This window comes from Commensalibacter communis (assembly GCF_947179105.1).
Lineage (GTDB): Bacteria > Pseudomonadota > Alphaproteobacteria > Acetobacterales > Acetobacteraceae > Commensalibacter > Commensalibacter communis.
The window spans coordinates 102,032-116,459 of sequence record NZ_CAMXCK010000007.1; the positions used below are offsets into that span (position 1 = coordinate 102,032).

At 40.2% G+C, this 14,428-nt stretch carries 10 protein-coding genes and 3 tRNA genes; 8 read left to right on the plus strand and 5 right to left on the minus strand.

The window, feature by feature from the left end; genetic code table 11:
- Positions 1-156 precede the first annotated feature (156 nt).
- From PQG52_RS10365 to PQG52_RS10375, 3 genes are all read right to left on the minus strand, one after another.
- Entirely contained in the window at positions 157-2,409 is a 2,253-nt protein-coding gene (locus PQG52_RS10365) for a beta-glucosidase (RefSeq protein ID WP_271829403.1), read from the minus strand.
- Positions 2,410-2,604: 195 nt separating this feature from the next.
- Positions 2,605-4,179 (minus strand): carbohydrate porin, encoded by a 1,575-nt coding sequence (locus PQG52_RS10370; RefSeq protein ID WP_271829404.1) that lies wholly within the window; start codon positions 4,177-4,179, stop codon positions 2,605-2,607.
- A gap of 281 nt (positions 4,180-4,460) precedes the next feature.
- Positions 4,461-4,536: transfer RNA gene (locus tag PQG52_RS10375), tRNA-Asn, on the minus strand.
- A 96-nt stretch (positions 4,537-4,632) separates the two neighbouring features.
- Here PQG52_RS10375 and PQG52_RS10380 point away from each other — a divergent pair.
- Positions 4,633-5,679 (plus strand): ABC transporter substrate-binding protein, encoded by a 1,047-nt coding sequence (locus PQG52_RS10380; RefSeq protein ID WP_271829405.1) that lies wholly within the window; start codon positions 4,633-4,635, stop codon positions 5,677-5,679.
- Between the two features lie 54 nt (positions 5,680-5,733).
- Here the strand turns inward: PQG52_RS10380 and PQG52_RS10385 are convergent, their stop codons facing one another.
- Positions 5,734-6,723, minus strand: coding sequence for a ferritin-like domain-containing protein (locus tag PQG52_RS10385; protein ID WP_271829407.1), 990 nt, complete (start codon positions 6,721-6,723; stop codon positions 5,734-5,736).
- A gap of 24 nt (positions 6,724-6,747) precedes the next feature.
- Positions 6,748-7,410: an ATP-dependent Clp protease proteolytic subunit gene (locus PQG52_RS10390; RefSeq protein ID WP_271790279.1), complete on the minus strand. Its 663-nt coding sequence runs from the start codon at positions 7,408-7,410 to the stop codon at positions 6,748-6,750.
- Positions 7,411-7,683: 273 nt separating this feature from the next.
- Here PQG52_RS10390 and PQG52_RS10395 point away from each other — a divergent pair, with 273 nt between their 5' ends.
- The 7 genes from PQG52_RS10395 (at position 7,684) to PQG52_RS10425 (ending at position 14,422) form a co-directional block, all read left to right on the plus strand.
- Positions 7,684-8,685, plus strand: coding sequence for a hypothetical protein (locus PQG52_RS10395; RefSeq protein WP_271829409.1), 1,002 nt, complete (start codon positions 7,684-7,686; stop codon positions 8,683-8,685).
- A 37-nt stretch (positions 8,686-8,722) separates the two neighbouring features.
- On the plus strand, positions 8,723-9,907 hold the full coding sequence (locus tag PQG52_RS10400; protein WP_271790277.1) for an LL-diaminopimelate aminotransferase: 1,185 nt from the start codon (positions 8,723-8,725) through the stop codon (positions 9,905-9,907).
- Between the two features lie 49 nt (positions 9,908-9,956).
- The gene (locus PQG52_RS10405) at positions 9,957-11,279 is read left to right on the plus strand and encodes a homoserine dehydrogenase (RefSeq protein WP_271829411.1); all 1,323 of its coding nucleotides are present in this window, start codon (positions 9,957-9,959) and stop codon (positions 11,277-11,279) included.
- Between the two features lie 27 nt (positions 11,280-11,306).
- Positions 11,307-12,305: a class II fructose-bisphosphatase gene (glpX, locus tag PQG52_RS10410; RefSeq protein ID WP_271790275.1), complete on the plus strand. Its 999-nt coding sequence runs from the start codon at positions 11,307-11,309 to the stop codon at positions 12,303-12,305.
- 106 nt (positions 12,306-12,411) lie between these two features.
- Complete coding sequence (gene recJ, locus PQG52_RS10415) at positions 12,412-14,145, plus strand: single-stranded-DNA-specific exonuclease RecJ (RefSeq protein WP_408869551.1); 1,734 nt, start codon at positions 12,412-12,414, stop codon at positions 14,143-14,145.
- 52 nt (positions 14,146-14,197) lie between these two features.
- Positions 14,198-14,273, plus strand: a tRNA-Glu gene (locus PQG52_RS10420).
- A 73-nt stretch (positions 14,274-14,346) separates the two neighbouring features.
- Positions 14,347-14,422 (plus strand) — tRNA-Glu (locus PQG52_RS10425).
- The last annotated feature ends 6 nt before the right edge of the window (positions 14,423-14,428 follow it).

The window sequence follows — 14,428 nt, forward strand, 5'->3', positions numbered from 1 at the left end:
GTCCTTCTATAATCAAAATATATTCTACTATTAGCTTATATTTATTTCGAACAGTCAATATTGATTGAGGGTTGTACACGTTATGTTGTTATAAGAATACAGCCACGGCTAAAAGAACCGTGGCTGCATAAGAATTCTACTTAATAAAGAATATGATCAATCAGGCAGATCAATCTTATCCAAGTGCATCGTTGTTTTTAAGCCATCAGTAGACAGCGCATTTGGTCTGACAAAAATTTCATAAGACCCTGGGTTAATTTCCCAGTCATGTTTTTCAGGAAGATAATGAGACAAACTGGCCGGAAACAAGGTCACTGCAACAGTTTTTGTTTCACCTACTTTCAAATCAACCTTTTTAAACCCAAGTAAACGACTTGGTGTTCCATCAGGCATCTTTCCATAAACCTGAATAACATCAGCACCGTCGCGCTTTCCTGTGTTTTCTATCGTCACATTAGCCGTAATTAAATGTTGATCTGATGTGAAATCTTTAACAACGTTAATTTTTTTATACTTAAAAGTTGTATAGGATAAGCCATACCCAAAGGAATAAAGAGGCGTTAAACGTTTTTGTTCATACCAACGATATCCAACATTCGCACCATCTTCATTTAAGTTAACCGAAGAAACCAGTTGGTTATGTGCAGAATATTGTTTCACATTTAACTTTTGTATCGCAGGCATATGCCCCGCACCAGCGATATACGGATAAGGAACTTGACTTAACGCTTTTGGCCATGTGGTTGTCAAACGTCCAGATGGGTTTACTTTGCCAAATAAAATATTAGCAATAGCTGGCCCGCCAGAAGTTCCCGGATACCAAGCTTCAACAACAGCATCAACATTATTTAGCCAAGGCATTTCCACAGGGTTACCCGTTTCCAAAACAACAATCACGGGTTTGCCTGTTTTCGCAACGGCTTCAATTAGTTGATTTTGATTACCAAACAATTCTAGATTGGCACTATCAAATCCCTCTGCACTCCATTTAGTGGCAAAAACAATCGCCACATCAGCATGACTTGCCAATGCAACAGCTTCTTGAATATTATTTCCTGTCGCAAAATCAACTTTTGTATTTGGTGCCAGTGCTTGAATCGCTTTCATCGGGGAAGATGGAAAATAGGAAACAGGCCCTGGCCAACGTTGTGTTCTTGTTTGGTCAATGATATTACCCCCTCTAGCCGTCACCTGAGAAGATCCTCCTCCTGACATTACGCCCTGATCGGCCTTACCACCAATAATCGCAATCTTTTTAATTTGAGGAGATAAAGGTAAAACATTATGAGAATTCTTTAACAAAACAATCCCATTTTCCGCAACTTTTTGTGAAACAGCTTCATTTGCTGCAACGTCTTCGGGTTGATTTGATTTATAAGATGGATGATCGTATGCACCAACATCCATCAAACTATATACAATCCGATAAACCATATTATCCAAACGACCCTGTGATACTTCACCTTTTGCAATGGCTCGTTTTAAATCTTTACCAAAAAACACTTTTGTATCGAATGAAGCACCAGATTCCTGATCCAAACCTGCGTTGGCAGATTTTTCAGTACTATGCGTTGCGCCCCAGTCTGTTAAGATATATCCTCGATATGCCCAGTTTTTTTTCGGTAATTGCAGCAAATAACTATTTTCACAACTATAATCCCCATTGACTTTGTTATAAGCACACATAATTGCACCAGGTTTCCCTTGTTTTACTGCAATCTCAAAAGCCAACAAATCTGATTCTCTTGCTTCTTTCTCACCAATACGCATATCAACCTTCATACGATTGGTTTCAATGGCTCCAAAAGCAAATTGTTTTGCTGTGGCAATTACATGCTGACTTTGCACCCCTTGAATCTGAGCTGCTGCCATGTTGCCTGCAACCAATGAATCTTCACCTAAATATTCGAAATTGCGACCATTTCTGGGGTCTCGAACTAATACAGCTCCCCCACCACCAAGAAGGACATTAAATCCTCTGTGATAAGCCTCTTTACCCATCATCTGACCCGCTTCGTAGGCAAGATCTGGATCAAAAGTTCCTGATAAAATTTGTCCACTGGGCAACGAAGTCGCAGCATCACCAGGTCTTACATTTTGGGGATTTGTAATGCCCAAACTTGCATCGGTAATTTGTTGCGCTGGAATACCTAAACGAGGAATACCAGGCACATATCCCGCAGAACCTAAAGCTTCTTTCGGAGTAGATTCGTTTCCTGGCCCACCATGAACCCCATAACGACTAACTACTAATTGTAGTTTTTCCTCTTGTGTCATCGCTTTGACTAATGCTTTTGCACGAGCTTCTGTAGATAATGAAGAATCTTTCCATACTGGCTCGACAGATAATGCTAAACTAGGCATGCTTACAAGCATAGAGGACATAAGAAAAATATGGGATATTTTCATGATGGCAGCCTTTATAAAATAATTAATAACGTATTGATATATTCTACTCTTAAAATTAAATAATCGACTAAACAAATCAACAAAACAATTTAAAACCTTTTTCGCAAAATTTATAAATAAAAAAGGCTTTAATAACTATTTTAACTATAATTATTAAAACCTGTCCTTTTATTACTTATGTCTAAACAGTTTGAATTAGAAATCTATACGACTTTTAAATCCTAAGAATGCAGCATCTTTGATATTTTTTTGCGCATTCGGATGAATTTCATACTGGAAATCTGGTTGAAAACGAACACCTCTATATACATGTATAATATAGGTTGCTTCAAAACTGGTTTCAGAGGTTTGTATTCCCGTTGCGTCACCAATATTTTGAATAGGGAAACCATGCGCCAAATTATAACGCTGTGCATCACGCATTTTACCACTCATAATTTGGTGTATAAATAAAAGACCAAAAGCATCCATCGGTCTGGCTTTCCAAAAGCCTGTATTAATCATCCCAACAATGACTTGATTTTGACGTTGAAATGTCAAAGGGTTACTGTGAACAAAGCCAACATAACCAATAACACCATTTAAATCGCCAGGACCATTACGATGAAACATCTGATCCAATAGCAACCATTCAACATCACGACCACGTTTCCAACGTTGATCGGAACCGTTCATTGCTGTAATTTTTTTTCCATTCAATCCGCTCCCCCAAACAGGATAAGAGGACGTATCATAAGCAAAACCAGCTTTGTAATGACCAACCAGATCATTTTTCCCCCAATGTGGTTCATATCCAACTTCAAGTGGGAATTCACCACCAGCGTCACTGCCCGTTCTGACCAATGAAGCCCAACCAGCACGATGTCCGGAGGCATTACCATAGGCCGCACGACTGACTTGAAATATTCCAATACGAACATAAAAATGCTCTATAGGACGAAATAAAGTTGTCATGCCCCATGTTGAATCTGGCCAAGCATTAAACCCAGCTGCTTGTCCGGTTAAAGGTTTGGGGTTACCGCACAGACCGTTATTCATAAAGTAACAGTGAATTGGACTGGTCGCATAAAACCCGCCCACACTTGTACGTCCAAAAGAGGTAACGATCTTACCATCCATAAAATATTTGTCATTATAGAGGTTAACAAGTTTGGCTACAACATTTCCACCTGCACCATATATTTCTTGAACAGAGGTAATATTTTCACCAACCAATTTACTGACGGGTGATCCATAACGACCCAACACAGTCATATGAGAAACTAGCCCATCTGTTAGCCAGTTTTTGCCAACAAGGGTACTCCAGTCAACATCAAGGTTGGCATCTACAGCGCCTGCATTTGTTGCGCCCTTTTTCTTTCCTCCAGTAATATTGCCTGCAAATTCGTTTTGATTATCTAAATTTAAGTTAATACCACGTTTATAAAGCCAAGGATTAATCCCACCCCACGTACCAAACAAATGCTCTGGTTGAGGAAGCAAAGGATTACCCTCTGTTTTTAAACGTTCAATATCTTTGGCGTTACTTTGGACACGACCGATTGCTGTTTTCCAGTCTCCACCCCCACCTGCTGGCACTAAATGCCAATCTGTTAATCCATTCAAGGGTGAGTTATCATCTGTGAACTCTTCTGTTGATGGTTTATTCTTTTGTCCATCTGCTTTTGCAGCAGAATCAAATAAAACCATTCCCCCCATAACTAGCAAACAAGACAGAAAAGAAAATTCTTTTTTCCGCAAAAGGCTGGGTTTATTCCAAAATAATGCCATATTTACCTATTATCGTCTTTAGAAGTTAAAAAATCACTAAATTAACAAAGCAATAAAGACAATCACTCTTTATACAGGTGCTTTATTATCTAGAATGAGCCAAGCATTATATAAATATAGTTTGCTCAACTGTCATAGTAAAATTAATGTAATTTCAGATCATTAAAACGAAATAAAAACATACAGTGTTAAAATAGAAACAACCATATATTTACATAAATTTAATGGCAACAACTTTGAATATAGGTGGGGATAAGTTGATAATTCTTTTAAAGAACATATGGCTCCCGAAGTAGGACTCGAACCTACGACCGAGCGATTAACAGTCGCTAGCTCTACCAACTGAGCTATTCGGGATCAGCCATGCACACTCTATAGCCTAATTTGATATTAATGGTAAAGTGTTTTTTTTAATTTTTTGTATTTTTTTTTAAATTTTAGTAAATATATCTTATGAATATTCAGAACAAATCTCAGAAGTCTTTAATAACACGCAGAAAAACACTCCTTGGTCTTGCTGGAACTTTTTTCCTTGCAGGCGGAAGTGGATATACATCTTACCATTTTATTACTCATAAAAAAAATTTGATTGGTGAATACAAACCTCAATCTATTCGTATTGCATGGCCAAAAAGTGAAATCGATTCACTGCTAACAATTGCCCAAACAGAAGATTTCTTTCAAAATTATGGTTTAAACGTAACAATCCTGCCCAATATTCAAAACCACCTACAAGCATTGGATGCTTTTAAAAATAATATGTGCGATGCAACCGTTTTATCTGTTTTAGATTGGTTACCTAATCTTTTAGCTGGAATGCAAGCTCGGCTATTGGTTGGCATCAGTGGTGGTAATTTCCGTCTTCTGGTTTCTAAAAAAAGCCGAATCGACAGATTAGTTGATTTAGCAGACTTAAAAATCGCAACACGCCGTCATGCAGAAAAAGAACGTCTTTTCTTTTCCATTTTATTAAGGCGTAAAGGACTAAACCCTGAACGAAATATCAAATGGGTTGAAATGGAAAAAGAAGAATTATTACCAGCATTACTGTCTAATCAAGTACAAGCTATTATTGGATATGACCCTTTTATGTGGGAAATCTTAAGTAATGCCAACAAACAAATCTTTGAATTGGCTGGCAGCCAGACTGGCAGCTGGAGCTCCAGAGCCAATCGGATTCTTGGCATCAGCAACCAATTTTTAGAAAAGAATCCCGATATTGCTGTGCCTTTGGCATTGAGTATCCGACAATCTTCGAAATGGCAAACGCAGCATTTACAAGAAACTAGCATATTGCTTGCCGACGAATGGAAGGGTATGAACTCTAAACAAATTTTACAAATGTTAAAAAATGAAAATCAAAACATTGCCCCGATCAATAATCAATTATGGGAACAAATAGCTCAATATATTGATGAGTTTAAACTGTTAGGAAAAGTTCCAAACAATCTGAGTTCAAGTCGTACAGCCAGACAATTTTGTTTGCCCATCAAGACATAAAAAATCCTCTTTCAGATTACTTTGAAAGAGGATGAAAATGAATCATTCAGATTATCAATCAATTTGTTTGTTTTTAATCTTTTCTGGCAAAATACGTAATAGTAATTTTGTTAAAAATGGTGCTGTCTTGGGTCTGACCAAGCGACGATCATAGCCGGCAAAACGACGATCGTTTTCAGCAAGACATAATTTTAAAAATTCTTTAAGTGTCGTCTTTTCTTTTCCCAACTCAGCAACACCATTAATGGTAAAGTTATTGTCTTCGTAATATTCCTGTCCATCAACGTCGACATCTTTAATTAACCCCATACGTTCATAAATTAAAAATGCATGGACGGCCCATAGTTTAACTTCGAATTTTGCCCTTTTTAATAAAGGCATATTTTTACGATGCCAAGCAAGCCAATTCGCAAAAAGCAAGATATGACGACACTCTTCTTGCATTACGGGTTCAAACGTTTCAATAAGCTCTTTTGTAAAAAAACCAGACTTTTCAGCAATAGCAAATAAACCAAAAGCAAAAAAACTATCCCAACATTCGCTAAATCCTGTAACCATATAGGCCCATTCTGCATCTTTGGGTGCTTGGTATTCCTGCTCTTGAGCTAGGGGAATACCATAAAATTTGACCATATCCTCAAGAACTTCTTTATGGCGGTTTTCTTCCCAAGCATTTCTGGCGATGGCATCTGCCACTTCGGGATCAAGCAATTCATTTACAAAAGCTGCCATTCTAAGACGTGCTTTACCTTCTGTGTGAACAGCAATATCCCAGATCGGCAGACTTTTTAACCGATTAATTTCTTCTTCGCTTAATTTTGGCCAATCCATAAAAGTAGGTCTATAGGGGTTAAATGTCTCACGAAACATCTGACACATTGCCTGCTTGTGCTCTTTACTACCGATTTTTATCGAGCCAGGAATAGCACTCATCCAATGGCGTACTCGATAATTCATTTCCTCTAACTCTTTATCAGATTTAGGCTGAGGTAAATCGTGCAAATTTTCAGGTAACTGCGTGTAAATCACTTCTAAATTAGACATTTAACCAAATCTCCCTCAATGAAATTATTTTAAGTCAGACCATGTATGAATAATTTTGCTGACTAATCCATATTCAATTGCCTCTTTTGCGGACATCCAGTAATTGCGGTCTGTATCTTTTGCAATTTTTTCATAAGAATGACCAGTTTCCTTGGCAAAAATATAGTTTAAACGCTCACGCATTTTAATAATTTCTCTTGCTTCAATATCAATATCGGTCGCTGGTCCTCTGACCCCACCCATAGGTTGATGGAGTAAAAAACGCGTGTTAGGCAAACAGAAACGACGTTCTTTGTGACCTGCAGCAAAAATCAACGCGCCAGCAGATGCAACCCATCCTGTACCAATCATATTCACAGGCGCATGCGCATCAACAAAGCGAATCATATCGTGAATGGTATCGCCACTTTCAACATGACCACCAGGTGAGTTCACATAAACATCAATTGGACGATCAGAATCATATGCCAAAGCCAACAGACGCGCGGTTACTTCCTTGGCTAATTTGTCATGAACTTCACCAAATATTAAAATTTTGCGCTCTTTAAAAAGTTTGCTTTCCAATACTGAACTGGATGGGGCTGAATTTTCTTCCTTTTCATTTTTTTCTGAGGGATTTACGGGTTCTTCTGGATCATTATCATCTAAAATTATCGCATCATGCGACGTCGTTTGCATAAAATTCATTTATCTTCCCCTTAATATTACAAAGTCAATAAAACATATAAACTGCATATAAATACATTTGTTGCTAATCCTTATACACTTCAACAATCAGAATAGAAAATAATTTAGTGTTCTTTATATAAAAACCACTATTTTTTTAATATATTTTCTTTTGGCCATGATTTTTCATGATTATTTTCCAAGTGTTGCAAAAGGAAAATAGCGTATTCGTAAAAAAACCTATAATACTATTAAAATTATTTAATGCTGTTTTTAAATTTAAGGTTCAAAAGAGTGTCCTTTATCCGTCAACCAGTTTTTCGATATAGTTTATTCATCGGTTTTTTAGGGTTAACAAGCTGTGCAAATAGTCCTGTTATTAAAACGCCCGTGGGCTGGTACCACAATATTGAAGGCGGGATCGTCTCACAACCTCGCCTGCCTGTCCCTGGAAACGATCAATCTTATCCTTATGTTGGATTAACACCAACCCAACCCCCTGCGCTGCCGTCCCCTGCGTTAAGAAATGAAATTACGAACTCATTAACCAGGGATAGAACCTTATCTGATTGGCAAAATACGGTTACACCTCTTGAAATTCCAAAAATTCCAGCTGCACCTCAACAAGTAGCAGACAATAAACAAGCACCCCGTACAGACCAATCAAAAACAACAGAAAATAATCAAAATTCACAAACATCATCCGCATCCTTTGACGCTGTTGGACAGGATCCAACACCTCCTGATCCGAAGCAGCCAGATAGTCCACCACCTAAAGAAACAAAAAAACCAGAAGAAAAACCCAAAGAATCGAAAAAAGAACCCTCTCCGGCACCTGTGCCTGTGGTAATGCCCGCTCTGCGCGCACAAATTGATAATCAGACTGTTGTCATTCCTGAAATTCCTGTGAACCCACCTGCGCCCTCGAAATTTCCTGGTTTTAATATTCCTTCTGATGCGCATCTCCCCCCTGCATTTCAACCCGCAGCTTTACCTTTGGAGGCTCCAAAGGGAGATTTAATCACATTTCCTGTTGATTCAGATACACCCAATCCTAAACAAGATGGGCTTATCAATTCGATTGCTTGGCAACGCCATGGACGCACCATTTTTGTTCACGGATATGGCGATGCTTATTCAATTTCACCGGATTCACAGTCAAAAGCATTATCTTTGGCATTATTACGTGCAAAAACAGTTGCAAAAATGTTAATTGCTCATAATGTACCAGAATCGTCTATTGTCATTCGTGCACATGCTATCGGCCATGGTGTCCGAATTAGAATGGATGAATAATTTATTATTTTAACATTTTCACAGAATAGAGTTTCCTATGACCGAAGAATTTCATCGCATACGCCGCCTCCCTCCTTATGTCTTTGCAGAAGTTAACGCGGCGAAAAAAGCGGCACGTGCGCGCGGTGAAGACATTATCGATCTCGGCATGGGAAACCCAGACAGCCGCCCACCAGAACATGTGGTGCAAAAATTAGTTGAAGCAACTTCATCCTCTCGTGTGCATGGATATTCCGTAAGCCGTGGAATTCCTGGTTTGCGTAAAGCATTGGTCAATTATTATCAACGTCGTTTCAATGTATCTTTGGATCCAGAAAACGAAGCAATCGTGACATTGGGTTCCAAAGAAGGCTTGGCCAATTTAGCATCCGCTATTACCAGCCCAGGGGACACAATTTTAGTTCCCAACCCATCTTATCCTATTCATCAATTTGGATTTATCATTGCAGGCGCAGCAGTGCGTTCTATTCCTGCAACACCAGACGAAAATATGCTCGAAGCCTTGCATAGAGCGGTTCATCATTCAATTCCTAAACCCACCGCGTTGATTGTGAATTTCCCATCCAATCCAACATCTTATGTTGCAAGTTTAGATTTCTATCGCGAACTGGTCGCGTTTGCTAAAAAAGAATCCATTTGGATTCTATCAGACCTTGCTTATGCAGAGCTGTATTATGGTGACCAAATTCCACCTTCTATCTTGGAAGTGCCTGGCGCGAAAGATATCGCAGTCGAATTTACTTCTATGTCAAAAACCTATTCCATGGCTGGCTGGCGCATTGGTTTTGCCGCGGGTAATCCTAAACTAATCGCTGCTTTGACTCGCATTAAATCTTATCTCGACTATGGGGCATTTACCCCTATTCAGATTGCTGCGGTTGCTGCATTAAATGGCCCACAAGATTATATCCAAGAAATGCGTGATCTCTACAAAGATCGCCGTGATACCTTGATTAAAGGCCTCCATAATGCGGGGTGGGATGTCCCTTCACCACCAGCATCTATGTTTGCTTGGGCACCTATTCCAGAGCAATTCAAACATTTGGGCAGTGTCGAATTTTCCAAATTACTCCTGAAAGAAGCACAGGTTGCTGTCGCGCCTGGATTGGGCTTTGGTGAATATGGCGATGATTTTGTTCGTATTGGTTTGGTTGAAAATACCCAAAGATTACGACAAGCTTGTCGCTCTATTAAAAACTTTATGAATTCTCATTCGAAATAATAAAGTTAAACGAATATCTATATATCTATCGTAACCTGGAGAACATTTTATGAGTAACCCGTCTGTAAGCAAACCATTAAAACTGGGAATTGCTGGTCTTGGAACCGTAGGAGGTGGCGTTGTCCGCCTTTTACAAGCCAACGCCAATGCCGTCACCCACAAAGCTGGTCGTCCTATTGAAATCGTGGCGATCAGCGCTAAAAGCAAAGCAAAAGATCGAGGGATCGATTTATCCCATATTCAATGGGTTGATGACCCAATGGATCTTGTTTCCAATCCTAAGATTGACGTTGTTGTCGAGTTGATTGGTGGCGCCAACGGAATTGCTTATGATTTGGTTTGTGCAGCATTAAAAGCCCACAAAGGCGTGGTTACTGCCAACAAAGCATTAATTGCTTTACACGGCGATGAATTGGCAAAACTTGCCGAAGAAAAAAATGTTCCACTTTTATTCGAAGCAGCGGTTGCAGGCGGAATTCCTGTTATTAAAACCATCAAAGAAGCATTAACCCCAGACCGTTTGAAACGTATTGGTGGGATCTTAAATGGGACTTGTAACTATATTTTGACTGCCATGGCGAAGACAGGTTGCGCATTTAATGATATTCTTAAAGAAACTCAAGAACTGGGCTATGCCGAAGCAGATCCTTCGACCGATATTGATGGATTTGACGCCGCGCATAAATTGGCTATTCTAGCCAGCCTAGGTTTTGGACATACGATTCACTTTAAGGATGTGTTTGTTGAAGGTATTCGTGGCATCAATCCAGACGATTTACACTATGCCAAAGAGCTGGGATATACCATCAAATTGATTGGAATTGCACAACAACACCAAGATAACCGTATCGAATTACGTGTTCATCCTGCTTTGTTACCGTATGATACGCCACTTGCACGTGTAGATGGTGTGACCAATGCGGTCTTTACCGAAGGCGAATTTTCTGGCCGATTAATGTTAGAAGGTGCTGGTGCAGGAGAAGGGCCAACTTCCACCGCAGTCAGTGCTGATATTATTGATATTGCCAGAGGTTCAACCATTCCAATGTGGGGAACCGATTGGAAAGAGTTAACACCAGCGACCGTTGTCTCTCGCAATGAATTTGTCAAAGCCTATTACATTCGATTAATGGTTCAAGACAAACCTGGTGTTGTTGCGGATATTGCAACTATTCTAAAAGAACATAATGTGTCTTTGCGCAGCTTACTACAACATGGTGCAACCAATGATACTGATGATACACCTATTGTACCTATAATTTTAGTAACGCATAAGACCAAAGAAGAATCGTTACTGCAAGCCTTACAAGCCATTCAAAAACTACCAGTTATTACAGAAAAACATATTATGCTTCGTATTGAAGAAGCATAAGCAGTTATTTTAAGGATATCATTTACTATGCCTCTCTCTTCTCCTACGACTTCAACCTATACTGTTTCTGATCGCAATCTTGCATTAGAACTTGTCAGAGTAACCGAAGCTGCTGCTATTCAATCATTTAGCTGGATTGGCCGAGGGAAAAAGAACGAGGCTGACAATGCCGCAGTAGAGGGAATGAGGCATGCATTTGATACTGTTGCCATTTCTGGAACAGTGGTCATTGGTGAAGGTGAAATGGACGAAGCACCAATGCTTTATATTGGTGAAAACGTCGGTTCCGGTGGCCCAAAAATGGATATTGCTGTTGATCCATTAGAAGGAACCAATCTGACTGCTAAAAATCTTCCTAATGCGATTACGGTGGTTGCCTTGGCTGAAGAAGGCAAATTCCTTCATGCTCCAGATATCTATATGGATAAAATAGCAATTGGCCCTGATTATCCAGAAGGCGTGATTGATATTGATAATTCTATTGAAACCAATTTGCGTAATCTTGCCAAAGCAAAAAAAGTGGATGTTTCCGAAATTACGCTGAGCGCATTGGACAGAGACCGCCATCAAGAAATGATTGCCAAGGCTCGTGAAGTCGGCGTGCGTGTCAAATTACTTTCTGATGGGGATGTGGCTGGGATTATTGCCACTTGTATTCCTGACAGCAATGTCGATATATTCATAGGTTCTGGTGGTGCTCCCGAAGGAGTATTAGCAGCAGCTGCACTTCGATGCTTTGATGGGCAAATGCAAGGGCGTTTACTGTTTGAAGATCAATCTCAGATTGATCGTGCCAAAACAATGAGCGAAGGCGATCCTCAAAGAAAACTCTTTTTAGAAGATATGGCTAGTGGCAATGTATTATTCTCTGCAACAGGCGTTACCACGGGCGATATTCTAAAAGGCGTTCAATGGAGAGGAAATTACGTATGGACCAATTCTTTGGTAACACGTTCTCGCTCAAAAACGGTTCGCTTTGTGAATGCACGCCATAATATCTTAGCAAAACCAATGGATATTAAATAAATTTAACTGTTAGCCAGTGTCTGAATTATTAAAAAAACCTTCTTCTGAAGCACCGCTTGCCCTGAATATACAACAAAGCCTTTCTGGGCGGCGGTGGTTATGGCGTATGCCATCCTCTTGTGATCCAACTGCGTTAGATCGCCATGCTCAACATATCGCTCAAAAAGCCTCGCTTTACGACATCGTTGGCAGGATGATTGCCGTGCGTGGGGTATCGCCCCAAGCAGTGGAGCATTTCCTTGATCCAAAGTTAAAAAACTTATTGCCTAACCCTTCTTGTTTGAAAAATATGGACAAAGCAGCCGATCGCATTGCCAAAGCCGTTATTCAACAAGAAAAAATTGCTATTTTCGGGGATTATGATGTTGATGGTGGATGTTCTTCGGCTATTCTTACGCAATATTTTAATGATCTTCACCTCTCCCCTATCGTCTATATTCCTGACCGAATCAAAGAAGGATATGGACCCAATATCCCCGCCTTGCAAAGCCTCATCGATCAAGGCGTGACATTAATTATATGTGTCGATTGTGGGGCTGCTTCACATCAAGTATTTGATGCAATCCCCCAAGATAAAACTGACATTATTGTACTTGACCACCATAAATGCGAGACAGCACCTCATATTTTCGCCAGCGTCAATCCGAATCAATTAGATTGCGATTCAGGATTAGGGTATTTATGTGCTGGTGGGGTCAGTTTTATTGCTTGCATCGCCGTTACCAGAGCTTTGCAGCAGCAGCAATATTTTGAAAATCATCCAAAACCTGATCTTTTCAACTTATTAGACTTAGTGGCACTTTCGACAATTTGTGATGTCATGCCATTAACCGGCTTAAATCGTGCGCTTGTCACGCAAGGGTTGAAAGTTTTAGGGAAAAGAGAACGGATTGGCCTTGCTGCCCTTTTGGAAGTCTCGGGCGTACAAAAAGCGCCTGATGCATTCAGCTGTGGTTTTGCTTTAGGTCCAAGAATTAATGCTGGCGGTCGTATTTCCGAATCTGATTTGGGATTAAAATTGCTGACTTGTCATAATCCTGTAGAAGCCCATCAATTAGCAGAACGCTTAGACACGATTAACAAACAGCGCCAAAATATTGAACAAGGTGTATTACAACAAGCAACGGACTTAGCATTAGAGCAACATGAAAAGGGCTCGCCTGTTATTCTATTACATCATAGTGACTGGCATCCTGGCATTGTGGGGATTGTAGCAGGACGAATCAAAGAACAAATCAACAGACCAACCTTGATTGGGGCAGAGCTTTCAGATGGGACGATCAAAGGGTCTGGACGTTCCATTGTTGGACTAGATTTAGGCGCAGCAATTATCGCAGCCAAGCAAGCAGGGTTATTATTGCATGGTGGTGGTCATGCTATGGCTGCTGGATATAGCTATCACAAAGATCAAACAGAGGCTTTGCATCAGTTCCTGAATGAATATTTATCCAAAGCTGCTGACGCACCCAGTGTCGTTGATTTAGAAGTCGAAGGCGTCACCACTGTTGCAGGGGCTACGGTTGAGCTGGCCAAACAAATAGAGAGTCTGACCCCTTTTGGGAACGGAAATGATGAGCCTTTAATTGTGTTATCTCATGTTCATATTCTGCGCTCTGATAGAATCGGCAAAGACAGCAATACATTACGGTTAACACTGCAAGGGGAAAATGGTGCCAGCATCAAAGCCTTGATGTTTAAGGCCGATCAACATCCGATTACGCCATATTTAGAGGATTATAACAACCGTCGCCCTATGCATTTAGCAGGATGGTTGCGCACAAATAGCTGGAATGGTCGTGAAAATGCAGATTTTTTCATAAAAGATGCAGCTTTTGTATAAATTGTCCTTGACCAAAACCCAATTGCCATGTAAGTAGAACCTCATTGCCTCTGTCCCGTTCGTCTAGAGGCCTAGGACATCGCCCTTTCACGGCGGCAACACGGGTTCGAATCCCGTACGGGACGCCAATCATTAAACAATGATTGTTGGTGTTTATACTACATAGCTCGTTCTGCTATTCAAAAAGAACATATTGCCTCTGTCCCGTTCGTCTAGAGGCCTAGGACATCGCCCTTTCACGGCGGCAACACGGGTTCGAATCCCGTACGGGACGCCAATCATT

Bases quoted from the DNA above. Each gene is read 5' to 3' on its own strand.
- recJ (WP_408869551.1), top strand. From the start codon at position 12,412: ATGCCATCCTCTTGTGATCCAACTGCGTTAGATCGCCATGCTCAACAT.
- PQG52_RS10405 (WP_271829411.1), top strand. From the start codon at position 9,957: ATGAGTAACCCGTCTGTAAGCAAACCATTAAAACTGGGAATTGCTGGT.
- PQG52_RS10390 (WP_271790279.1), bottom strand. From the start codon at position 7,410: ATGAATTTTATGCAAACGACGTCGCATGATGCGATAATTTTAGATGAT.
- PQG52_RS10385 (WP_271829407.1), bottom strand. From the start codon at position 6,723: ATGTCTAATTTAGAAGTGATTTACACGCAGTTACCTGAAAATTTGCAC.
- PQG52_RS10370 (WP_271829404.1), bottom strand. From the start codon at position 4,179: ATGGCATTATTTTGGAATAAACCCAGCCTTTTGCGGAAAAAAGAATTT.
- PQG52_RS10380 (WP_271829405.1), top strand. From the start codon at position 4,633: ATGAATATTCAGAACAAATCTCAGAAGTCTTTAATAACACGCAGAAAA.
- glpX (WP_271790275.1), top strand. From the start codon at position 11,307: ATGCCTCTCTCTTCTCCTACGACTTCAACCTATACTGTTTCTGATCGC.
- PQG52_RS10365 (WP_271829403.1), bottom strand. From the start codon at position 2,409: ATGAAAATATCCCATATTTTTCTTATGTCCTCTATGCTTGTAAGCATG.
- PQG52_RS10400 (WP_271790277.1), top strand. From the start codon at position 8,723: ATGACCGAAGAATTTCATCGCATACGCCGCCTCCCTCCTTATGTCTTT.